The following is a 24,020-nucleotide window of genomic DNA, read 5'->3' as shown; positions in this document are numbered from 1 at the left end:
TTAATTAAGATCCGTTCGCATACGCGAAAACGGTTCCTTCTAATGATTATGAGAACATTCATCTTTTTATTATGTACTGCAGTCTTTGGTATTAGTACTAATAATTCTTTCGCTCAGGATAAGGTAACTATTAGCGAAGATAAATTGGTGTCAATCGATGAGGTTTTCGATATAATAAATAAACAGACACATTATCACTTTATGTATCCTCAGGAATTATTTGAGAACTATCCTAAGGTACAGATTAAAAAGGGAGAAATTGATGTGTTTAAATTATTGAGCTACAGTTTAGGGTCAAAGGATTTTAATGTTGTTCTTTCTACAAATAATCAAATTATAATTAAACCTAAAGAAGATGATCAACAGCAATTTGTTTCAGGTAGGGTTTTGGATGTTAACGGTGATCCCATTTATGGTGTATCTGTTGTTATAAAAGGGACAAAACAAGGTGTGTCTTCAGATTTTGATGGGAATTATGCAATTTCCGTTTCAAGTCCAGAAAATGTCTTAATATTTCAGGCTTTAGGCTTTAAAATGAAAGAAGTTCTAGTAGGAAGAGGTAAGAGAATTGATGTAACTCTGGAAGAAGATATTGAAGAGTTAGATGCCGTAGAAATTATTTCTACTGGTATTTTCAATAGACCTAAAACCAGTTTTACCGGAGCAGCTTCTGTAATCACTAAAGAGCAAATTAAATCGTTTGGTAACAGAAACTTACTTAGAACCTTAGCAAATATTGATCCGTCATTGGATATTCAGGAACAAAACGCTTTTGGTTCCGATCCCAATAATACAACGCTTTCAATAGAAATTCGTGGTGCAAAATCTATAACAGATGTAAGCAATTTACAAAACCAATCACGAGGACAGTTAAATACGCCGTTATTCCTTTTAGATGGGTTTGAAGTTAGCGTAGAACGTGTTTTGGATATGAATCAAAATGATGTAGAATCGGTCGTAATCTTAAAAGACGCCAGTGCCACAGCTATTTATGGTTCACGAGGTGCTAACGGTGTTGTAGTAATAACGTCTTCTAATCCGCCAAGAGGAAAATTAAGAGTATCTTACACTTCGGGGTTGAATTTTGAAATTCCAAACTTATCATCTTACGATTTACTTGATGCAAGACAAAAACTGCAAATCGAGAGTATAGCAGGTTTGTATACCGGAGAAACGGTAAATGAGCAAATATTACTAGATAACCTTTATAACCAGAATAATAAAGCCGTTCAGGAAGGTGTTAACACGAATTGGCTTAAAGAACCAACGCAGGTAGGAGTTGGTCAATATCATAGCTTAAGACTTGGTGGTGGAGATAAAGAGTTTAGATATGGGTTTAATGTGTCATACAACGGTATAACGGGAGCTATGAAAGGCTCAAAAAGAGACAATGTCAATGCCAGTTTAAATTTACAGTACCAGTTTAAAAAAGTTAGATTTTCTAACCAGTTAGAACTAGGGTTTAACAAAGGAACCAATAGTCCTTACGGAAGATTTTCAGACTATTATTATATGAATCCGTATTGGAGACCTTACGATGAAAACGGAGACCCTGTAATGTCTTATGATACATTTAATAATCAAGTTAAGTATAATCCGTTATATGATTCGTCTTTAGCTAGTTTTTCAACTACAGATTACAATAACATTCGTAATCAGACAGCGGTAAGTGTAAATTTTAATCAAAATTTAAAATGGGATACCAGTTTAGGTGTTACATTATTAAAAGGAGGATCTGATTATTTTAGTTCACCACTAAACTCGAGTAATTTTATTGCAGGTATAGCCCCATTAGATAGAGGTATCTATACACAAACATTTAGAGAAGAACGTTCATATCAAATATCTTCAACAATAAGTTATGGAAAGACTTTTGGTAAACATATGTTGTACTTGGGAGGTAACGGACAGTTGATTCAAAATCAAAATGAGTCAACGACGCTTTCGGTTCGCGGGTTTACCAATGAAAAGCTAAATGATATTTCTAATGGTATTTCTTATACCGGTCAACGTCCGTCAAGAAGAGAATCTACGGTTCGTAGTGTAGGTTTAACAGGAACCCTAAACTATAATTACGACAATAGATATTTTGTTGAAGGATCGGCGAGATTGGATGGAGCGTCATCATTTGGATTAGAAAGTAGATATGCGCCTTTTTATTCATTTGGAGCTGCCTGGGATTTAGGTCAGGAGAAATTTATTAAGGAAAATATCTCTAAAATAGATAGAATCAAGTTTAGATATTCTTACGGAGTTACAGGTTCATTAAACTTCTCAGCATATCAGGCATTATCAACCTATTCTTACGATACGACGTCGCAATATTCTAATATTACAGGAATGACTTTATTGGCTTTAGGAAACCCTAATTTAGAGTGGCAAAATACTAAGCAACACAACTTTGGTTTAGATTTTCAAGCTTTTGATAATAGAATTGGTATGACTGTGAATTATTATAGAATTAATACTCATAACCTTATTGGAGAAGCGTCTCTACCTTATTCTAATGGATATACATCTTACACAGAAAACTTTGGTACGGTTAGAAACGTTGGGTATGATGCTAATTTAAGTGTTAATGTAGTAAGAGATTTAGACAATCAATTCTCATGGTATGTAACAACTGGGGTGTACAGTAATAAAAACACTTTAGTGAAATTATCTGATGCTATTAAAGAAGCTAATGAGCAATGGGAGGGTCAAAACTATAGTAATGGCACGTTTTATCAATATAGAGAAGGAGAATCTACAGATGCACTTTATGTTTTGAAATCGCCAGGTGTAGACCCCCTTACAGGTCAGGTACTTTACGAAGATCCAGAAACAGGGAATGTTTACACTTCGGTTCAGGAAGGTTTGAGAAAAATTTCGGTAGGCAACACACTTCCAAAAATTAATGGTAGAATAACCTCTTCTTTGCGTTATAAGGGTTGGATGATGGATATAGGTTTTTCTTATAGATTAGGAGCCAAAAAGTTAAATAATTCATTGTTGCGTGTAGAAAATGCGTATGTTGTAAATAACATGGATGCCAGAGTTTTAGGAACACGATGGCAGCAACCAGGAGACATAACAGCTTTTAAGAGTATTTCCAGTGATGAATCAACTTATCCAAATGATCGATTTGTTTTCACTGAACGAGCATTTGCTTTAAGCTCGGTTAATTTGAGTTACCAATTCCCGCAAAAGGTATTAGACTATTTTAAAGTGAAACAGTTAAGTCTAACCAGTTCAATTTCAGATGTGTTTTACCTGTCTAATATTAGCACAGAACGTGGAACAGACTACCCGTATTCGATAAGACCTCAGTTAAACTTATCAGTAACCTTTTAATTAAATGATTATGAAAAAAATATATATAACCTTTTTGTTTGCAGCGATTAGCCTTTTTTCATCATGCGATGATTGGTTAACTGTGGAACCAAAAGATATGGTAACAGTAGATAAGGCCCTAACAACACCAGAGGGCTATACTTCTGCTTTAGTTGGCGTTTATCAAATATTGCAAAACGTTTACAATCCGGGAGGTTTTGTAATGGGAAGTGGTGTAGATACTTTTGCTAATATTTATACAGAACCAAGTATAGGCTTTTCTCAAAGTTTAAACAGTGCTTACAATTATAATTTTTCGGATACTTCTTATGATAATAGTTCTGGGGCTGCTTTTTTACAGATGTATAAAGCAATTACCAACTTAAATGTAATTTTAAGTAGTATTGAAACAACAGAAGTTTTAACCGCTGAACAGAAAAACTTTGTAGAAGGTGAAGCAAGAGCATTACGAGGTTTTTTGCATTTCGATATCTGGAGAATTTATGGAACAGCACCAGACGATAGCGCGGGGACTTCAAACTTGATATTGCCGTATTCTTTAGAGGTGTCAAACGAATTTATTCCGTATTTAAATTACAATGATTATTTCGCAAATATTCTGTCAGATTTAGAACAAGCGAAAGACATGTTGAGTTTTTCTGATCCCATTGTTTATTATAGCAATGAATTGTTAAACGTCGAAGGAAGTATTGAAGAGTATGAAGATTTAGGTTGGTATAACAGACAAAATCGTTTTAATTATTATGCAACCTTAGGTGCTTTAGCTCGTGTTCAATTATGGATGGGAAACAAAGAACAAGCTTATGAATATGCAAAAGAGGTAGTCGATGCCCAGAATGAAGATGGAACCCGCAAGTTTCGTTTAGGTACATCTACAGATATGGGAAACACCGATTTAGCATTATTTGTAGAACAGTTGTTTGGGGTTGAAACTTTAGGTTATGATGATACTTCGTATTCTTCGTATACTGCACATTGCGTTAATTCAGAATATGTTTTAAACCAAGTTTATCCATCGTCATCAGACATTAGAAAGATGAATTTGTTTACAACATTAACAAGTAATGCATTAGTTTATAATGCTCAGATTAGTCTAAAGTATAGTTTAATGTCAGAAAACGACGCTAGTGCTTATAAAAATTTCCCCATTATTAGAGTGTCTGAAATGTATTTGATTTTGGCAGAAACCGCGCCTACAATTGCAGAAGCCCAAACTTATTACGATACGTTTGCTAATTCCAGATTTGATGAAAATGTAACCCTTACCGAAGGGAATTTACAGGAAAACATATTAAATCAGTATACCAGAGAATTTTGGGCAGAAGGGCAGATATTTTATACTTACAAGCGTTTAAGCTTAACATCATTACCATTCTCTGGACAGGAAATGAACACCGACAAGTATAAAATTGCAATACCATCAGGAGAAACCAATAGAGATTTATAGTAATCAGACTATTGGATTTTGATAAAACAAATCGACTAAAAAGAATACAATGAAATATAGATTTTTAATAATATTAGCCTCTTGCCTTATGGTAATGTCTTGCAGTGAAGATTACCCGGCAACATTTGAAGGCGACCCTTACTTGATTTTTCCAACCGATGATCATGGTTATAATATTTATGTTCAGCAACATTTTAATAACTTTTATTATTATGGGCAAGACGGTGTTGATAGAGATACCATTTATGTACCATTAAATGCTTTTGGAGCAATTCCAAAGGAAGAAGTAGCAGTGAAATTAGAAGCCTTTAATAGTGACACCTTGTCTTTTCCAGAGCGCATAGATAGTGCTACTGAGAATGCTGTTCCGGGTGTACACTATGTGCCGTTCGAGTCACAAGAAATGATAAATCTTTTAAAGTATAAAGCTAACGTAATGGAAGATTCTATTCCTATTATCTTATTGAGGGATGAAAGTTTAAAAGAAACTACCTTTAGATTAACATTCAGATTAGCGGAAATGGAAAATGCCAAGGTTGCAGATAATGATGAAAATCGTGTGGTTGTTTACATAGCAGACAAAATTTCAAGACCAAGTAACTGGGATTTCTGGTATTTTGGAATTTACGGTGATGTAAAATTGGATTTTATGATCAACCATTCAGACTTAAGATGGACTGAAGATGATATGGAAATAGTTTTAAGTGACTCTTTCCTTTTAGCTTACTACGTATACAAGTTTAAAGAAGATTTAAAAAAGTATAACGAAGGATTAGGAGTAAACGGCCCTTTAAGAGAGGCCGATGGCACAGTAGTGACCTTTGATAGAACTTATTAAGATAAAGCACAACATCATGAAAAATATAAATACATTTATAAAAGCTATGATTACCGGTGTTTTATCGGTAGTGGTTGTAGCATCCTGTTCAGACAATTCAGATTTTGTAGAACAGTTTCCAGATATTAATATTCAGGTAGAAGATATTAAAAATGTTTATTATTATAATGAAACATTGGTTATCGATCCTACTATTACGTATGGTGAAGAAACCGGAGAAAACTTAGACTTCTCTTATCAATGGGATTTATTTAGTGAAAATGAATTGATTTCAGTTTCTGAAAATAAAACTTTAGAATACCTTTTAGATTCCATTGGCGTAATGAATTTTAATTTAAAAGTAACCAACAATACCACAAATGTAATTCAGTCCACAACTTTCCAAATTAATGTCGAGTCTGTGTCTAGTCAAGGGTGGTATGTTATGAAGCAAACCGCTGCTGGTAATACAGAAATTGACGGGTTTTATGTGAGTTCAGAAATTCCGAATTATAACCTTGTAGAAAAGACTTTAGGAGCTCCCTTAGAAGGTATGCCTGTTGGTTTTGCTTTTTCACCTTATTATAAATGGAAACCATCAGAAGATGATGTGTATTACAGTTCTGCACCTGCCTTGGTAGCATTTAGTGAGGAAGATGGTTTGGCTTATAATGTAAATAATGCAAGAACATTATCAACGCTTGAAGATATGTTCTTTCTAAACCCAGAAGATCAAGAGGGTCAAATTAAATCAGTTATGATTAGTGGAGACAAGGTTTTCATGAGTAAAGGAGCTAAAGTTTATTCCATGAATGATGGAAATCCAGCCTTTTTTCCGGCAATTGAAGGTGATTATAGTGTGGAAGGCTTGGCAACCAAAGGATCGTATGGTAATACATTGGCTTTCGATTCTAAAAATGAGAGATACATTATGTTTGGTTCTGCAGGCTATTCAACATCAGATACTATTGGATTTTTTAAAGATCAGTATACCGATTTCAATAATGGTCTTGAAATTCCAGTAAATAATATGAATGGTCAGGCTATATTTTTAGAAAACACACAGCGTGGATCTGGTTATAGTTCTACAACTTATGCTTATTCTTTGTTTAGAAAGCATGATGATCAAGACGCATTATTCCTATATGGTTTCGATTATGATAAGTTTGTAGAAGGTTTTTATTATTACTATCCCAATCCAGGAGATTATAGTAATTATACATTGTATAAAGCAGGGAGAAATAATCCCATTACATTCGAAAAAAGGTTATCTCATGCAGAATACGCTATGTTAACATCTGCAGGATTTTATGCTATGAATAAAGGTAATAACATATTATACTTTGCGAATTCCAGTAGTATTGGGCTTTATAATATGGATAGTGATACTTATAATCCGTCGTTTATAAAAAATATTCCAGCAGGAGAGGAAATTACTTATTTGAAATATATTAATACAAACTTTTCTTCTTTAGATCCTAATTTTACTGGTTTAGTGGTTGCTACGTATCAATCGGGAACCGATACCTATAAAATTTATCGTTATCAGTTAAATGGTTTAAGTACAGTCGAACTTCAGGATGATATAAAAACAGGGCAAGGTAAGGTGTCCGATGTACTTTATGTATCGGCTTCGTCTTATTCATGGTCTAGTCAACTCTATCAATATAATTAATTAAATAAATAACAATTAAAAGTTCTAGTGACTGGTGCAAATTTTAATGAATTTGTATCGGTCACAGGAGAACTATGTCCTAATGTTAAAATGAAATGATTCAATTCTAATTATTAATCAAAATAAAAAACAAATGAGAACAAATAGAATATTAATGGTTATTATAGTTTTAATAACAACAAGTTTGGCTATCGCAATTGAAAAAAGAGATATTTTAATGCAAGCTCCTTTTGTGTTAAAGAATAAAGAAATAGATACTCTTAAGATAGGTGATTTATGTCCAGATTTTAAAATGGAAAATTTAGAGAGAAAAAAAGCTAAGTTATCCAATTTAAGAGGAAAGTATGTGCTTATTGATGTGTGGGCATCTTGGTGTTATCCATGTCGTAAACAAATGCCTTTTTTTGAAGAACTTAAAGAGGATTTCAAAGGACAAGATATTGTTTTTTTAGGAGTAAACCTCGATGAAAGGGATTTTAGGTGGTTAGGAGATGTTTCTAATCTACATATGAAGGGAGAGCAATGGAGAGTACTAAACAAAGACTTTGAGGATAGGTTTGGAATCAAATATATACCTAGATATATCCTATTGGACAAGAAGGGTTACATTATTGAAAATTTTATGACAAAGCCAGACAAACCTGAAACAAAAGTGTATTTAGAAAAATTATTAAACATAAAATAAACTATGAACAAAATGAAAACAAATCTAATGATTTTAGGGGTGCTGGTATCAGTGTTTGGCTGGAATACTAATGCACAAGAGCAAAATGCACAATATAAAATTGTGGTGAAAATGGAAAATGTTATTAAGGAAGCCCCCGCTTTATTATTGATAAAAGAAAACTCTAGAGTAATAATTGATACGGTATATGCTAATTCAAATAATGAATTTATATTTTCTGGAGATATTCCTGCGGTAGAACGAGGTTTTTTAACCTTACTACACCATAAAATAGATCCAACGGTTCCTCCCAATAATGCAGATGGAATGCCTGTATACCTAGAAGAAGGAGAATTAAGAATTACTGGGAAAGACTCCATTTTAACAGCAGCTGTAGAAGGAACGCCTTTAAATACAGACTATCAGGAATTGGCCATTGTAGGGAAAGCTTTCGATTTAAAAATAAATGCATTAAATGATGCTTATGAAGAAGCTTCATCGGCAAACAATGTTGAAAAAGTGGCCGAAATAGAGAAGGACTATGCAGTTTTAATGGCAGAGAAAAAGGAAGCTGAGAAAGCATTTTTTTTAAGTCACTTAAATTCTGCCGTTAGTTTGGACTGGTTAAGAAGAAATGTAAATATCATTCAAGAGAAAAATTTAGCAAAAAAATTGTTTGCTCAAATGACGGATGGCGTAAAAACATCGGCTGCAGGTGTAATCTACAACAATATATTAAATCAAACTAAAGGAGCAGATATAGGCTCTGAAGCCCCGGATATTAGTGCTAAACAACCAAATGGAGAAAATTTAAGTTTACGTTCTTTAAGAGGACAATATGTGCTTTTAGATTTCTGGGCTTCTTGGTGTGGGCCATGTAGAAGGGAAAATCCAAATTTAGTTAAAACATACAATTCCTTTAAGAATAAAAACTTTACCATTTTAGGGTATTCTTTGGATGGAGGAAATGATGCTTTAAGAAAATGGACAGAGGCAATCGAGAAAGATCAGTTAATTTGGAATCAAATTTCCGATTTAGCTGGATGGCAAAGTATGGCTGTTAAGTTATATGGTATTAACGCTGTACCTGCGAACTTTTTAATTGATCCTAACGGAGTTATCATCGCTAAAAATTTAAGAGGGGCAGACTTAGATCAAAAGCTAGACGAAATTTTAAATAATATATAAAAAGGGAAAATGAAGAATATTTTAGTTTTAGTAGCTGTTTTCTCTAGTTTTTCTCTAGTTTTAAAAGCTCAGGAAGTGAGTTATTCTAATTGGGAAGATTTACCTAACAGGCTCTACGATTCAATAGTTGAAACTCAAAAAAGTGCACATTTTATATCTATAGAACAACTTAAAAATAATAGTGTATCGGCTGAAAATGAAACTGCTATCGAATATCCGAAGTTGCCAAAAGCCAATAAAAAACAGTTAACACCTCAAAAATTAGTGAAAAATATCAGGCCAACATCATTAATGATTTGTAAATTAAAAAGAGGTTTTGGTATTCATAAAGACTTTGTAATTATAGGTGCTTCGGCAGCAGTTCTTAGTGAAGATGGTTTATGTGTTTCTAATTATCATGTTTTTGAATCTATTATAGATCAGGGGCAAAGTATAATGCCGCAAGATAGCTTGTTTTTTGCGGCAGATTCAAAAGGAAAGGTGTATCCAATAACTAAAGTTTTAAATTACAGTAAGTATGCTGATTTAGCTACATTTAAGATAGATACAAGAGGAGAAAAATTAACTCCTGTTGCTTTAGGTAATGATTTAGAGGTTGGGTCTACCGTGCATACCATGACTCATCCAAATCAGCGGGCATATTATTATACCAAAGGTATTGTTGCAAGAAACTCCAGTTTTGTAAATAACCCTTGGGAAAACAGATGCGATATTACAGCTGATTATGCAAAGGGATCTAGTGGAGGGCCCATTTTTGATGACTTTGGAAATTTGGTAGCGATAGTATCATCTACAAATTCTATTTATGCAGGAAATAGTAATAACCCTGAATGGCAAATGGTTATTAAAATAGCTGTTCCAGTTAGCTCAGTAAAAAAATTAATTAGAGGGTAGTTAATTATTAGTTTTTTGGGTTAAAGCGGTTTGAAAAATCAAACCGCTTTTTTTTTATTAGTTGATATTTAATAACGTTTAAAGATTACCTGTTATTTCTTAATAACTTTGCAGGCTTAAATTATATGCGGAAGATGGAAATTGCGAATAACACCCTAAAAGAATATTTTAACCAGTTGCGGAATTGACATTGGACACAGTACTTGGCATTCAGATGGAACAATAACATCTTTTCTTATAGACGAAAACTGCGAACACTTAACTCGAAAATTATTTGAAAAATAAAAAACAACGTATAAAAACATGCATATTTAATTACAATGAAAGATTGGATAAATAAAAGATTTGAAAAGGCTCATCTGAAAAAAAGGTAATTGAAAATGGAATTCTGAAAAGAATAATAATACGAGAAATAAATTATAAATAACTTTGCCCAACAACGGCTATAGTTCATTGCTTTTGACTTTCCTCTCGGAAAGTCAAAAGCAATGAACTATCTTCGGTTTACGGCGGAAAAACCTCGCGGATTTTCACGCAACGAAACCATAGCCTAACCGTTAAAACATCAACACCTTTTCCTTTCAAAGACAAAATATCCCAATTTACATAGTTAATTTAGGAATCTATTTTGTCTTACTTGGAGTCAAAACAGATGCTTTCTTATTAAAAGTTAAATACTCTAAACAAAATAATTACATAAAATTAGAATGAAGGTATTTCCTTAACCGGTAACCAGACACCTCAGGTTCATGGCAAGCCATGAAGGGCTAAGGCATCTGGATCGGTTACAATCAAATCAATCACCTAAATTGTGATCAAAAATTCTTTAGTTTTTGTGTCAAGAATAAGGTGACTCTCATTTATAGCTTGGTTACCCATCCAACCACCAATTCGGGTAAATGGAGTTACTAAAGGCTGTAGAAAAGCATACATATCTACACACGAAACTCTATTCATAAGTAGTTGAGCACCTCCAATGGTAAGCGGATAATCACTTGCTTTACTGTTAATATAGATTTTATCGTTCCAACTCTTAGCTCCAAAACTTTCTACAGGAGTTGCTATATCAGTATATTTTTCAAAACGGTCTTTGGTCGTGATTAAACCAAAGGCTGAACATCCGGAATCGTACAAAAACTCATACTCCTTTCCATCAACGATAGCTGGTAGCATTATACGACGCCCTGGGAAATCAAAAGTTTTGAACCCCTTGAGATCCTGCATCCATTCAGGACGATTTTCAAAAAACTGTATGGTCTTGTTTTTAAAATCAATTGATGTAACTCTATCTACCAGAATATCACTTCCAATAGTCCCAATAATAATATTGGTTTCTGGGTTATATTCAGCCGAAAAGGTATTCCCATAATTCGGATAGATTTTCACCATTGATAAGGTAACAGGCTTACCACCTAATTTTAATTTTAGGTCCTTCACAAATCGGAATCCATCTTTCTGAACTTCCTCAATATTATAGCCCAAATTTCTCAATGAAATAAGATCTTTTTCATAGAAAAAAGAATCTGGTGCGCCGGTATCAAATTGCATATTAAGATTGTGTTGAAGGCTGTCAATCTGCACAGGTATTAAAAGACCTGACTGATATTCAATATGTCCTTCATCCACCTTCGAATGTGTCCATTTAAAATCCATGGATTGAGATTCATGACTAAGTTCTAAATAGGCCGGACGTTCTTTAAAATATTTGTTATTGAATTTTCTAATACCGAAAATACTAAAAATTAATGCAAGACCTATAAGGCCTAAAATACTGTAACCGATAATTTTTTTCATGATACATTAAAATTTTGAATAAACATTTAAAATAATTTCATGATGCAAAGAAATAAGGAATCCCAGTAAAATAAGGGGGTTTCATGCCGCCATTTTTATGACATTTTTAGTTTTAGGTCTAAATAAGACGAAAAGGACCGTTTAAAAAATCGAAGTCCTGATGTTGAATCTTTATGGCAGTACGGATGATTACAGCAATATTAAAAAGGTAAGCAATTAGCAATACAATCAACATGATTGGAATATTTGGTAATAGTTTTGCAACGGTAAATGGTAATAAGATGAGTAATAAACACAGGAACAATGTGAACAAAATTTGAAAATTAACAACTCGACGGCCTATTTCATCTACGAATTTTGAATCACGGTTATTCCTCCATAAAATGATAGGTAAAATTAGATTTCCGAATGGAATTCCAATAAAGGATAAAACCGATAAGTTTATCATCTTGATTGTTGTAATTTCAGAATCCCTTGAAAGTTTGCTTTTTACATATTTAGCCTGTAAAGCTGATGGTTCCATATTGAATTCTTCTGCCAGAACGTTTAAGGTATAACCTTTAGGTACTTTATTTGTGCTTTCTAAACGCTGAATAGTACGCAAAGACAGTCCAGTTTGGTTGGCTAAATCAGTCTGGGTATAACCTTCCTTTTCTCGAATGGATTTAAGAATGCTCACACAAAAAAGTTTCTTTTATCAAATATAGTTTAGAATTTTTGAAAGTTTTATGTTTTGAAAATGAAAAAAGCAAAAGAGAAAAAATACAAACAGAACGGCAAACAGAAAATGATGCCATTAAGGGATGATCACTTCCACATGATAACCAATAAATTTTGGACAATTGAAAAACGAATTGGAATTAATAACAATTGAGTAAAAAACGTTTTATAAAAACGTGTATAATTAATTTGCTGGTGCATTTTACATCGTTAAATTCTGACGAATTTCACTTTAATTCACGTTTTTTAGCTATTTTAAAGGCATATCGACTCAAGCTAACCATACACAACTTCATTAAAACATTCCTTCTAATCCATCAAATTCAACTTTTTCTAAAATAGTTTGAGTATTACTATCAATCTTAGGGCTAAACAAATCTTTGCTAACCGTATAGGCATCCAATTGTTCTTCAGGAAAATTGAGATTAACTAATTCCTTTACATTGTCTTCATTAAGGCTTTCAGAAAGCCAATGATCAATATTTTCAGAATTTAGAATAACAGGTTGTCGTTTTTTCAAATTATGTATCTTTTCAAATAGCGGGGAGGCCTTTTTAGTTAAGATACTAAAGGTGATATACGTCCCAATAACGGTATATATACCTGCCAAAGCCAAACCTTTATCTTCTTTTTCTTTAATGTAGAAAGGGTATTTTTTCTTGTTGTGTTCATGTGGTTCAAAAAAGCCATCTACTGGAATTATGCATCGCTGTGTCATTACAGATTCACGATACATAAAATGACTGAAAAGCTTTTCGGATTGTGCATTTAGTCCTGAACCATATTTTACAGCTTCCTTATAATAAGGTTTAATTTCCTCTGGGCTTTTATAATTGGGAACTATACCCCAAACGCCTGGTGCAAGAACATCAGATCTTTGCTGCGGAATAACTAACATATTAGGATGCGAAAAACCATTTAAATGGTATCTAGGTTCGTCAAAGTATTTCTCCCAGTTTTCATCGCTAATTTTAACGTTATACTTGCGTTCTAAATCCTTAACTTTTTTGAGTTGAGCCGTATGGAAACACATGAGTAATTAATTATTACATGAATTTACGAAAAATATACTATTCAAAAATGGTATTATACAAAATAAGGGGGAGGGAAAATAAAAAGGTAAGTAATGAAATTGTAACAAAAAAACAGACAAATATTACTACATCTGAAAAAAGAAGTCATATGAGTTATTCTCTCCGACCAGCACAAAAATAGTACCTAAAACAACCACCGGAATTCCTATACCAAGAATAGTTGATAATGATTTATTTTTCTCTTTTACTACCAAAATTTCGTTTTGGTCCAAGGGATGTTTAATTGTTTCGCCGTTGATTATCGTTACACCATAATAGTTACCTTCTTCAATAATAATTTTCTCAAATTTTTCAGTTTTATTATTTTTAAATACCATCTTTACTTTAGATTCATTCCTAATGACATGCTCTATTGTTGTTGGATTTGATCTATAAACAGAGCACCCCTGAAGTAGCATGATAAAGGCGAAAAAAAGCAATTTAATCGATTTGTTTTGCTCTTTATATGTTTTCATTATCCTTATCATAATTCTAGCTATTTCTATTAATTCAAGATACAAAAAATAAAAAACACTAGGAACTAACAAAGTTGGTTATTCAGCTATTTGTCCTGTTTTTTATTGCAAGCTCAGATAGAGAAAATCAGGCGAAATATTATTTAGGGTCAATCCAAATTAATCTAAGTTTTTAATCTTCTTTTTGTTTTGCGTAGTTATAAATTATCTAATAAAAATTTTGTATTAACATAAAAAATGTAATTTTAGGCGCATTTTAGTTTATTTTCTACTCAAAATTAGATGTTAAGTTAAGTTTTCCACAAAGACAATTTTAAATAAATGAACGCACAACCAAACGAGCAATTACAGTTTGAAGCCTTCAAAAGAGGTAATGAAGTTGCTTTTGAGTATTTCTTTCATAAATACTACAATAGTATCGTTGGCTTTGGTGTACAGTTTATTTATGATGAAGAAGAAGCTAAAAATATCGCTCAGGAAGCCTTCATAAATTTATGGTCTAATAAAAACAAAATAGACCTTCCAACAGGTATTAAATCCTTTCTTTACACCTACACAAAATCTAAATGTTTGAATTTGATAAGAAGTAAAAAGGTTAAAGAAAAATATAAAAACGAGACGTTAAACAAAAGGGAAGAGCTTTTAAATCAGGAGGTATTAGACTCGTTAAATTTTGATTCTATGGACTTCTCTGAATTAGAACAAATTATATATAAATCTATTGAAAACCTTCCGGAAAAAACCAAAGCAATTTTTCTAAAGAAGCGATTCGATAACAAAAAAAATCAGGAAATTGCCGATGAATTAGAGATTAGTTTAAAAACCGTTGAATCTCACATAACCAAGGCTTTAAAGGCTTTAAGGCAGCAATTGGCACCTTATTTCCCAACTATTTTAATATCAATTATTCTCTCGACTAAAAAAAATTAAAAAAAGCATAGGGTTTTTTAAGACATAGGGGTACAAACTTGTAGAGCAGAGATTTTTTTCTGTTTAACAAGCAACTACTAACCTCTATAATATGAAAAAAACTCAGATTTTAATATCTAGAGAGTCTACAAGTCAGCGTTTAATTACACTGTCTATTGGATTGATTTTTTTCTTCTTTGGAATATTAAAATTTTTTCCAGATTACAGTCCTGCCGAAGATATTGCTAAAAAAACGATTAATGTTTTAATAAGCGACCTATTACCTTCAAACATTTCCTATTTGCTTTTAGCGATTTGGGAAACAGCCATTGGGTTGATGTTTATTCTTAATTATCAACGAAAATCAGCAACTATTTTAGCGCTCATTCATCTAACGTTAACATTTTCAACGTTTTTTATTTTTCCGGAACTATCATTTAATAAAAGCCCTTTTTCATTCACCTTATTAGGGCAATATATTATTAAAAACATCATCATTTTAAGTGTATTAATAAGCTTATTAACCCAAAACACCACAAGTAATGACTAAACTGATTTATAAATATTTGGACAATAAAGCTTCTGAAGAAGAAATAGCAGAGCTATTCGACTGGATAGATTCTTCTAATGAAAACAAAAAGCAGTTTATAGCATTGAAAACAGCTTGGTCCCTTACAGAATCTCCGAAAGCTTCAAATTTAGAAACGGTTAGAATAATAAAAAAACAAACTTTAAAGAAAAAGCGCAAAGTTTTCACTTACTGGAAGTATGCAGCTATTTTGGTGATTGCTGTGGGTATTGGACGTGCTATCTATAATAACACTATAACCGATAATAATAACGATGTTATTTTAGAATTAAGCAATGGCGTTGTTAAACATATTAATGACAATCAGGAGAATGTTTTAATAAATAAAGACGGTATTGTTATAGGAAAACAAACAGATCATGAAATTATTTTTAATGCTAATGTAAAGAGTGAAGAGCTAAAGTATAATACCATTAAGATTCCTTACGGAAAACGATTTAAGGTGGTTCTTTCAGATAGTACCGTTGTGCATTTAAATTCAGGAACAACCTTTAGGTTTCCAGAAAACTTTATAGCCTCGGCAAACCGAGATGTGTTTTTAACAGGTGAAGCTTTTTTTGAAGTAACAAAAAATGAACAAAATCCGTTTATTGTACATTCCGATAAGGTTAACATTCAGGTTCTAGGAACAAAATTCAATGTGAGTTCTTATCCAAACGATGCCAATTCACATAGTGAACTTTTAGAAGGATCTGTTAAAATTTCAGCTGTAAGCGATGCTTCAAAATATTCTATTCTAGAGCCCAATCAACAAGCTGTTTGGTTAGAAAAACAAAACACATTCCATATTAAAGATGTCAATACTACCGATCATATAGCCTGGGTAAATGGAGAAATCCTTTTTAAGGATATGCCGTTTAGCGCCTTATGTAAAAAATTAGAGCGAGCATATAATGTGGCGATAATTAACGATAATAAAACACTTGCAAATCAAGAGTTTTCTGGATCTATTAGAATTGATGAATCTGATATTGATACTTTATTTAAACTATTACAAATAGATACACCTTTCGAATATTCAATTAAAAATAATATCATAATAATTAACGACTAAAACTCTAACCTCTCAACAATGATTAACTACAAAAAAAATGCTAAACTTAAAAGGACACTCTGTGTTTTGTTTTTTTTGCTTGTCACTACAGTTGGTTTTGCACAAAATAAAACCGTAAATATAAAGGCTACAAATACCCCTTTGAGTACCATTATAAAATCTATAGAACAACAAACAGGGTATCGTATTATCTATAATTCTAATAAAGTAGATGTTACAAAACGCTTCACTTTAAATGTTACAGATTCAAAATTGGAAGATGCTTTAAACTCACTGTTAAAAGATTCTGATATTGCTTATGCTTTAATTAGTAGCCAGATATTATTAACCGATAAAAAGGAAAAAGAAACCACTAATAGCCGTTTAATTAAGGGAAAGGTCCTGAGCGCTGCTGATCAATTTCCCCTTAGTGGCGCTATGGTTGTAATTAAAGGAAAAAGCATTGGTGCCATGACAGATATCGACGGTAACTTTATTTACACCATTAAAGGGGAAAATATCAATAATGTAGAACTGGAAGCTTCATATCTGGGAATGAAATCTCAGACTAAAACCATTGGGAGTGCTTCTGAATTTACATTTTATTTGGAAGAAGATATTAGTGAATTAACAGAAGTTGTTATTACGTCTTCTTACGGAACCAAAAAACTTAAAGAAGAAGTTGTCGGAAGCATTTCTACAGTCGATCCGGACAATATTTCTAAAGAACAGCCTGCTGTAACTTTTGATGAATTATTAGAAGGTCAGGTTGCCGGAGTATTAGTTGAAGTAAACCCGCAATTAGGTGAAGCCGCAAAAATTGATATTCGTGGCCAAGGCTCTTTAACACCACTTAATAGTAATGCGGTAGGAACCTCTACACAACCGTTAATAATAGTAGATGGTATTATCCTGTCGGAAGAAACTGGGATTGATGGAAATAGTTTTTTTGATTTAGGTGACGGCATTCTTTCAGAGAACATATTAAATCCTTTAGCTCGCGTAGGTATTGAAGACATTGAAAGTTTTAATATTTTAAAAGATGCTGCTGCTGTTGGTTTATACGGTGCTGATGCAGCTAATGGAGTTATTATTATCACCACAAAATCAGGTGAAAAAGGAAAGCTAAGATATACAGCTTCGGCTCAAACAGGTATTAATACTGCATTTAATGGCCTTAAATATTTAAGTGGAGAAGAATATCAAACGGTGTTAAATTCCTATTATACCAATAGTGGAAATTCTGGAAGTGTACAACCGTGGAATGGTGTAAATACTGATTGGTTCGATTTATTAAATACTACAGGCATTTTTAGCCGATTAAATTTCGGTGTTTCCGGCGGTAAAGGTAATTGGAATTACAGAGCTAATGTAGGTTACCAACATACAAATGAAACGCAGAAGGAAAACAGTTATAAAAAATTAAATACGTCGTTTTCGGCAGATTATAAAAAAGATAAATTTGGTTTAAGTTTACGTTTATCACCTTCGTTAACCAATAAAGAAAACCCGAATACACTTTATGCGTACGCATTACCTCCTACATTATCGCCTTATGATGTAAACGGAGAATATACCTATTTCGAAACCTACGGAAATCCTGTAGCCGTATCTAAACAAAATATTTCGGATTCTAAAACATTTGCACTTTTAGGAAGTTTAAAACTAGATTACGATGTTCTTCATAATTTAAAGTTATCTACGCTCTTTGGTATTGATGCTTCAAATAAAGATGAAGATAAATTCTTTTCGGGTTTAAACGGTTCTGGTAATTTTAATGATGGTTCTAAGGGACGACGAATGATTAGAGCTCGTGATACAAGAAAATGGAACTGGAATGCATCCCTAGCTTATAATACACAATTTGCAGAAAAACATAATTTTGATGCTTTATTAGGTATAGAGGCAAGAAGTGAAAAAGTTGATTTTTCATATGAAATAGGCCGTGGATTTACCATCTACGATTCTCCTCAACCTATTATTACTGCCGAACAACAAGATTATGAGATCGATTATACAGAATATGCTGGACGATCAGGATTTGCTCAGGTAAACTATAATTATGCGAAAAAGTATTTCTTTTTAGCCAATTTCAGAGTAGATCAAAGTTCAGCTTTTGGTGATGATAACGATACCGCATTAAACGGAGGTTTAGGTGTCAGTTGGAATATAAGTAACGAAGGTTTTCTTAAGAAAAGTAAGTTTGTAGATTTTCTTCGCCTTAGAACAAGTTATGGTAGAACAGGAAATTCTCGTATTGGTTCTTATAGAGCTTTAGGGCTATACACCAGACAAAATAATGGATATAATGGCCTAGATTATGCTAATCTATCGTCAGCACCAAATCCTAATTTGGGCTGGGAAGTCAATAAAAAATTCAATGTTGGATTAGATTTTAACTTCCTTCAGAAATTTAAAATAACAACAGATTTCTTTAGAGATAATATAGAACAACAAATCACATCTCGTGATATTATTATCGAATCCGGATTTTCAAGTGCTCAAATTAATGGAGCAAGCATGTATAACCAAGGTATTGAGTTTAGTTTAAACGCCGATTGGTTTAAGAATAAAAATTTCTCTTGGGATACCAATTTCAATTTTACAAAAATTAAAAACAGAATTACTGATTTAGTTGGTTTAGGTTCTGCATTTTCAACGGCTGAAGTTGCAAGATCGCAAACCATTGGTTATCCAACGTCTGCCATTTGGGGATATAATTTTATAGGCATTGATTCGGCAACCGGAAGAGAACTGTATAATATTGATGGAAATATTTACGATTCATCTACCGTTGCAAGTCAATTTGATAATACTGACTGGGTACCTATCGGGGATTCACAACCTGATTTTTATGGCGGGCTAAATAACAGTTTTAAACTAAACAATTTTACACTTAGAATTATAATGTCATACACCTATGGGGCAGATATGTTGGTAGATAGAAATATTTACGACAACTACAGAATATTAGTAAACAGAAATATAAATGCTAATGTTTATGAAGATGCCTGGCAGAACCAAGGAGATCAGGCAGTTTACCCAATAATATCAAGCAATAACAGGATAATCTCAAATTCCACAAAGTACCTGTTCGACACTTCTCATATTAAATTAAAATCGGTAAACCTGACATACAATTTTCCTGTAAACAATTACAAATTACCGCTAAAAACTTTAAGCTTCTTTGTTAATGGATCTAACCTGCATTATTGGTTTAAAGATAAAAGTCCTAAAAATAAAAATGGAGTTGCGGAATTTAGAAATACCTATCCGGAAATGCGAACATTTACCTTAGGAATTAATACAACATTTTAATTATGAAAAAGAAAATCATATATATCCTGTTTATAAGTACAACACTTTTTACTTGTAGTGATTTCCTGGATCAGGTACCAGGAGAACAAATATCAATAAAGGAGCAACTATCCAATAAAAATGGTGTATTAGCAGCTTTAAATGGAATTTATAAAGACATTGAAGATATAATGTCTTCACGTCATGTGATTTATGCAGATGTGCAAGGAGGTAATATAACTTTTACACCAAGTACTGTTACAAATCTTGTTGAAATTCCATCGGTAATAGAAAACAGTTATAATTTTTCAGATTTAGAAGATGAATCAAATTACTCAGAATATTATGCCACATTTTATGATATTATTAATCAGACAAATATACTGTTGTTTTATTTGTCTGATTTTACATTTTTAACCAACGATGAGCGCCATGAGTTGGAAGCAGAATTGCTAACCACCAGAGCCTTTGCTCATTATCAAATTTGCATTCATTATGCTCAAAATTATAATTTCACAAACGATGCGTCCCACTTAGGAATTGTTTATAACACGGCTCCTCTGACCATTGGAGAAGACTTTCCGTCTAGATTAACCATGTCTGAAACTTATAATTACATAAAATCAGATTTAAATGAAGCACTTGATTTGTATACAGAAAACCAGTCTTTAACTGGTCCGGTATATTCTTATTTTAATTCAAATGCTACCAAAGCTTTGTATGCACGTATCGCTTTGCAAATGAACGATTGGGAAACTGCATTTTCCATGTCTGATGATGTAATTAAAACTTCAGGAATCTCGTTAACAAGTAAGGAAAATTACATTAAAGAATGGGAAGCCGACGAGACCCCTGTTAATGAAGTAATACTCGAATTCTCTGCGCCAAGAACAACCGAAGGTCAGGTTTCTTCTAGTATTTCAGCTCATTTTATCTATAACTCTAATACCAACTATGGAAGATATGTGGCTTCAGGAGATTTAGTAAACCTTTATGATACCCAAGATATCAGAAAAAATATGTTTTTAGAGGTAAGTTTACCAACTAGCGTAAATAACATTACAACAGATGAATCTTATTATTTCACTAAAAAATTTCAGGATAATGCTGGTACAACCTTTATAAGACTTTCAGAAATGTACCTTATTAGAGCAGAAGCTAATGCCAGACAAAACCTGTTGGATGATGCATTAACAGATTTAAATATTATTAGAGAACGCGCTAATATTCCAACTTTAACAGATACGACAACTTTACTTGACGATATTTTTACAGAACGTCGTAAAGAACTGGCCTTCGAAGGACATTTGCTATTCGATTTGGCTCGTTTTAAAAAGGATGTTAACCGAAATTTAGGTTGTATTAGTACAGTATGCGGATTAAGCTATCCATCTAACAAATACATTTTACCTATTCCATCTTCAAGTACAGATTTAAATGAAAATATTACACAAAATGAAGGCTATTAAAATATTATACAGCATACTAGGTGTTTCATTGTTATTCGCTTGTAGTAGCGATGAATCCAGTAAACTGCTAAATGGTGATGATGAGCAGTTTATACGTTTTTTTCTATTGGTAGATTCCAATAATAATGCCTTAGAATACCCTAGTAGTAATGGGTCACTTTCGGCAGTATCAGAGTTTAATAAGGAAGATATAAAAACCTTAAAAATCCCGGTGGCTCTGACAGCTACTGAGATTACCGAAAACACAACGGCAACTTTTACCACTTCTATTGATGGTGATATAGATTTAACAATTCAACCTGAACAGACACTTAGGTTTTCACCAACAAAATTGGTAGACACCATTTATGTAACCATTAATAAACGTTGGGATTTTTCGCAAATCCCACAATTAAAACTTGGTTTGTCGGAGGTAAGTAATTCGGATATTCAAATAGGTATTCCTAATAGTTTACAACCGAATGATGAGCTAGTTGTAAATTTCAACAAACCCTCCTTTCAATACGCCTTTAATACCAATAGAATTGAAATTTCGGGAGACCCTTCTGATGAAATTGAGGTAAAAGTGAATTTCCCTTTAGGGTATTTTAATGATGATATCGATGAATCGGAAATTTTTAGTTTCTTAAATGGTTTTGATTATACAATTAATAGAACCTCTAAAGATGCAAATAGCATAACATTTACAATAACTTTAAATGAAGCTATCAATAACGATGATGTATATTATCAAACGGTTATTAGCTTACAGGAATATAATGGCTATGTGCCCACAGGAAATTCTGTTTTACAAATCGTTAAACCTATAAAGTCTGAAAGGGATATTAATACCAATCCGGCGGCTAATTTCTATAATCTTGCAGACCAATATTACAGAACTTACGGTGAAACCTGGAATGATTTTAATGATGATGGCATTTGTCAGTGGTCAAGTTTTAACGCGTTTACCTATCCGGTAATTGTGGATGTGAATGATGCAAATGCGATTCTTTATGACGATTTAGGTACTATTGACACATCAGACGATATTTACCATGATGCATTTAAAATTGGTTTTAACAGCACCATAGCTACCTCTACAACTAACTCATTTAATATAAAAAGATGGTTTTCAAATGAATCGACATCTGCTGCCAATTCACCAGGATTTAATATTAGCCCAGCTTTAGAATTTTTTCCTGAGAATGGAACAAGTAAAACCCAAGGGACTGTACTTGTAATTCCTCAGTATATAACAATTGGAGGAAATAATGATACCAGTCATGTATTTGCAATTTCAGGTGAAGGTACTTATGAAGAAATCGCTACAGGTCTTTTCGAAATAAAGTTTCAATTACATCTAACAAACGAAGAAGTTTTAGGAGGAACCGTGACAGCCGAATATCGATTATATAATAACCGAAGCTATCCAGATCCTGAAGATTTGACAACAACCAATTGTTTAAAAGAATATTCATTATAACCCAATGAAAACAAACATCACATTACTAATAATAGTCTTTGTTCTAGTTACATCTTGTAATAATATATCGAAAGATGAAAATTATATTGATATCACCCAGCTTAAAACTGCTTATTCGAGTGGAGATATATCTAAATGGCCTAAACCTAATTTAGATAGCACAATTAACAAAGCTGAATTTGAAGATATTGGCGCTTTAGGAAAAGTGAAATTCCCCAAAGACAACCCGTATTCAAAAGAAAAGGAAAAACTAGGTAAAATTTTGTTTTTCGACCCGAGATTATCGGTTAGTGGACAGATTGCCTGTGCTTCATGCCACAATCCGGAGTTGGCTTGGACAGATAATTCTACTCGTTCATTTGGTCATAATCGTCAAACAGGAGCAAGAAACTCCATGACTATTTTAAACGCAGGTTTTGCACATAGTCTTTTTTGGGATGGTCGTGCAATCAGTCTTGAAGATCAAGCAAGATTTCCTATAAAGGATCCGGTAGAAATGAATGAAGAACTTAATATAGCCGTTGATAAAATTGCAGAAATTAAAGGTTACAAACCATTATTTGAAGCAGCTTTTGGCAACGATTCTATTTCTCTTAAACGGATCCAAAAGGCGATTGCAACTTTCGAAAGAACAATAACAAGTTACAAAACCCGATTCGATAAATTTGTTGAAGGCGACTCTACAAAATTAAATAACCAAGAGGTTTTAGGACTTCATGTATTTAGAACCAAAGCGCGTTGTATTAACTGCCATAACACCCCATATTTTAGCGATAACAAATTCCATAATGACGGGCAAACTTTGTTCGGAACCAAGTTTGAAGATTTTGGTCGATACAATGTTACGAATAATGTTGACGACATTGGTAAATTCAGAACACCAACACTTCGTGAAGTGTCAAGAACGGGGCCTTGGATGCATCACGGTCATTTTCCTAGCTTACTAGATGTTGTCGAATTATACAATTTAGGTAATCCGGCACCAATACAAAAAAAGTATTTGGGAACAGCTAGAGACACTTTAATTCCCGAAATATCACCGATACTTAAAAAATTAGATTTGAATAAAACAGAAATAGATGCCTTAGTCGCTTTTCTGGAAACTTTAAGTTCTTCAAGAGGAAGAATTTTAATTCCAGAACTTCCTGAATAAATAATTAATTAACAAATACAAACTCTC

Annotated in this window: 18 protein-coding genes; 14 read left to right on the top strand and 4 right to left on the bottom strand. The window is 32.8% G+C overall.

What is annotated here, in order from left to right:
* Positions 1-48: 48 nt before the first annotated feature.
* The 7 genes from NO995_RS10075 (at position 49) to NO995_RS10045 (ending at position 10,018) form a co-directional block, all read left to right on the top strand.
* Positions 49-3,333 carry a SusC/RagA family TonB-linked outer membrane protein gene (locus NO995_RS10075; RefSeq protein WP_258227399.1) on the top strand — a complete coding sequence of 1,095 codons (3,285 nt, stop codon included), beginning with the start codon at positions 49-51 and terminating at the stop codon, positions 3,331-3,333.
* Positions 3,334-3,343: 10 nt separating this feature from the next.
* Positions 3,344-4,780, top strand: a complete 1,437-nt coding sequence (locus NO995_RS10070; protein ID WP_258227398.1) for a RagB/SusD family nutrient uptake outer membrane protein — start codon at positions 3,344-3,346, stop codon at positions 4,778-4,780.
* A 49-nt stretch (positions 4,781-4,829) separates the two neighbouring features.
* Complete coding sequence (locus tag NO995_RS10065; RefSeq protein WP_258227397.1) at positions 4,830-5,618, top strand: DUF4843 domain-containing protein; 789 nt, start codon at positions 4,830-4,832, stop codon at positions 5,616-5,618.
* A 16-nt stretch (positions 5,619-5,634) separates the two neighbouring features.
* Positions 5,635-7,272, top strand: a complete 1,638-nt coding sequence (locus NO995_RS10060) for a PKD-like family lipoprotein (RefSeq protein WP_258227396.1) — start codon at positions 5,635-5,637, stop codon at positions 7,270-7,272.
* A gap of 133 nt (positions 7,273-7,405) precedes the next feature.
* Positions 7,406-7,957 carry a TlpA disulfide reductase family protein gene (locus tag NO995_RS10055; RefSeq protein ID WP_258227395.1) on the top strand — a complete coding sequence of 184 codons (552 nt, stop codon included), beginning with the start codon at positions 7,406-7,408 and terminating at the stop codon, positions 7,955-7,957.
* Between the two features lie 12 nt (positions 7,958-7,969).
* Positions 7,970-9,124, top strand: a complete 1,155-nt coding sequence (locus NO995_RS10050; RefSeq protein ID WP_258227394.1) for a TlpA disulfide reductase family protein — start codon at positions 7,970-7,972, stop codon at positions 9,122-9,124.
* Positions 9,125-9,133: 9 nt separating this feature from the next.
* Complete coding sequence (locus NO995_RS10045; protein WP_258227393.1) at positions 9,134-10,018, top strand: serine protease; 885 nt, start codon at positions 9,134-9,136, stop codon at positions 10,016-10,018.
* A gap of 804 nt (positions 10,019-10,822) precedes the next feature.
* Here the strand turns inward: NO995_RS10045 and NO995_RS10040 are convergent.
* From NO995_RS10040 to NO995_RS10025, 4 genes are all read right to left on the bottom strand, one after another.
* Positions 10,823-11,812, bottom strand: coding sequence for a hypothetical protein (locus tag NO995_RS10040; protein ID WP_258227392.1), 990 nt, complete (start codon positions 11,810-11,812; stop codon positions 10,823-10,825).
* A 118-nt stretch (positions 11,813-11,930) separates the two neighbouring features.
* A complete protein-coding gene (locus NO995_RS10035; RefSeq protein ID WP_258227391.1) occupies positions 11,931-12,491 on the bottom strand; it encodes a helix-turn-helix domain-containing protein in 561 nt (186 codons plus the stop codon).
* A 336-nt stretch (positions 12,492-12,827) separates the two neighbouring features.
* Positions 12,828-13,565: an SOS response-associated peptidase gene (locus tag NO995_RS10030; protein WP_258227390.1), complete on the bottom strand. Its 738-nt coding sequence runs from the start codon at positions 13,563-13,565 to the stop codon at positions 12,828-12,830.
* A 126-nt stretch (positions 13,566-13,691) separates the two neighbouring features.
* Complete coding sequence (locus NO995_RS10025; protein WP_258227389.1) at positions 13,692-14,081, bottom strand: hypothetical protein; 390 nt, start codon at positions 14,079-14,081, stop codon at positions 13,692-13,694.
* 321 nt (positions 14,082-14,402) lie between these two features.
* On the opposite strand from NO995_RS10025, the gene NO995_RS10020 reads away from it, so the two are divergent.
* The 7 genes from NO995_RS10020 (at position 14,403) to NO995_RS09990 (ending at position 23,993) form a co-directional block, all read left to right on the top strand.
* The gene (locus NO995_RS10020; protein ID WP_258227388.1) at positions 14,403-15,011 is read left to right on the top strand and encodes an RNA polymerase sigma-70 factor; all 609 of its coding nucleotides are present in this window, start codon (positions 14,403-14,405) and stop codon (positions 15,009-15,011) included.
* A gap of 91 nt (positions 15,012-15,102) precedes the next feature.
* Entirely contained in the window at positions 15,103-15,540 is a 438-nt protein-coding gene (locus NO995_RS10015; protein WP_240573037.1) for a doxx family protein, read from the top strand.
* On the top strand, positions 15,533-16,633 hold the full coding sequence (locus tag NO995_RS10010; RefSeq protein ID WP_258227387.1) for a FecR family protein: 1,101 nt from the start codon (positions 15,533-15,535) through the stop codon (positions 16,631-16,633). Before NO995_RS10015 ends, NO995_RS10010 begins: the two co-directional genes overlap by 8 nt.
* Positions 16,634-16,774: 141 nt before the next feature.
* Positions 16,775-19,930 carry a SusC/RagA family TonB-linked outer membrane protein gene (locus NO995_RS10005; RefSeq protein ID WP_258227386.1) on the top strand — a complete coding sequence of 1,052 codons (3,156 nt, stop codon included), beginning with the start codon at positions 16,775-16,777 and terminating at the stop codon, positions 19,928-19,930.
* Between the two features lie 2 nt (positions 19,931-19,932).
* Positions 19,933-21,378 (top strand): RagB/SusD family nutrient uptake outer membrane protein, encoded by a 1,446-nt coding sequence (locus tag NO995_RS10000; protein WP_258227385.1) that lies wholly within the window; start codon positions 19,933-19,935, stop codon positions 21,376-21,378.
* Complete coding sequence (locus NO995_RS09995; protein ID WP_258227384.1) at positions 21,365-22,840, top strand: hypothetical protein; 1,476 nt, start codon at positions 21,365-21,367, stop codon at positions 22,838-22,840. Before NO995_RS10000 ends, NO995_RS09995 begins: the two co-directional genes overlap by 14 nt.
* A 4-nt stretch (positions 22,841-22,844) precedes the next feature.
* Positions 22,845-23,993 carry a cytochrome-c peroxidase gene (locus NO995_RS09990; protein ID WP_258227383.1) on the top strand — a complete coding sequence of 383 codons (1,149 nt, stop codon included), beginning with the start codon at positions 22,845-22,847 and terminating at the stop codon, positions 23,991-23,993.
* Positions 23,994-24,020 lie beyond the last annotated feature (27 nt).

The organism is Aestuariibaculum sp. M13, from assembly GCF_024723255.1.
Classification (GTDB): domain Bacteria; phylum Bacteroidota; class Bacteroidia; order Flavobacteriales; family Flavobacteriaceae; genus Aestuariibaculum; species Aestuariibaculum lutulentum.
The sequence above is the reverse complement of the archived record's forward strand: the minus strand, read 5'-3'. Positions and strand labels throughout refer to the sequence as shown.

Bases quoted from the DNA above. Each gene is read 5' to 3' on its own strand.
- NO995_RS10055 (WP_258227395.1), top strand. From the start codon at position 7,406: ATGAGAACAAATAGAATATTAATGGTTATTATAGTTTTAATAACAACA.
- NO995_RS09995 (WP_258227384.1), top strand. From the start codon at position 21,365: ATGAAGGCTATTAAAATATTATACAGCATACTAGGTGTTTCATTGTTA.
- NO995_RS10020 (WP_258227388.1), top strand. From the start codon at position 14,403: ATGAACGCACAACCAAACGAGCAATTACAGTTTGAAGCCTTCAAAAGA.
- NO995_RS10075 (WP_258227399.1), top strand. From the start codon at position 49: ATGAGAACATTCATCTTTTTATTATGTACTGCAGTCTTTGGTATTAGT.
- NO995_RS09990 (WP_258227383.1), top strand. From the start codon at position 22,845: ATGAAAACAAACATCACATTACTAATAATAGTCTTTGTTCTAGTTACA.
- NO995_RS10040 (WP_258227392.1), bottom strand. From the start codon at position 11,812: ATGAAAAAAATTATCGGTTACAGTATTTTAGGCCTTATAGGTCTTGCA.
- NO995_RS10025 (WP_258227389.1), bottom strand. From the start codon at position 14,081: ATGAAAACATATAAAGAGCAAAACAAATCGATTAAATTGCTTTTTTTC.
- NO995_RS10030 (WP_258227390.1), bottom strand. From the start codon at position 13,565: ATGTGTTTCCATACGGCTCAACTCAAAAAAGTTAAGGATTTAGAACGC.
- NO995_RS10000 (WP_258227385.1), top strand. From the start codon at position 19,933: ATGAAAAAGAAAATCATATATATCCTGTTTATAAGTACAACACTTTTT.
- NO995_RS10070 (WP_258227398.1), top strand. From the start codon at position 3,344: ATGAAAAAAATATATATAACCTTTTTGTTTGCAGCGATTAGCCTTTTT.
- NO995_RS10065 (WP_258227397.1), top strand. From the start codon at position 4,830: ATGAAATATAGATTTTTAATAATATTAGCCTCTTGCCTTATGGTAATG.
- NO995_RS10015 (WP_240573037.1), top strand. From the start codon at position 15,103: ATGAAAAAAACTCAGATTTTAATATCTAGAGAGTCTACAAGTCAGCGT.
- NO995_RS10010 (WP_258227387.1), top strand. From the start codon at position 15,533: ATGACTAAACTGATTTATAAATATTTGGACAATAAAGCTTCTGAAGAA.
- NO995_RS10060 (WP_258227396.1), top strand. From the start codon at position 5,635: ATGAAAAATATAAATACATTTATAAAAGCTATGATTACCGGTGTTTTA.
- NO995_RS10050 (WP_258227394.1), top strand. From the start codon at position 7,970: ATGAAAACAAATCTAATGATTTTAGGGGTGCTGGTATCAGTGTTTGGC.
- NO995_RS10045 (WP_258227393.1), top strand. From the start codon at position 9,134: ATGAAGAATATTTTAGTTTTAGTAGCTGTTTTCTCTAGTTTTTCTCTA.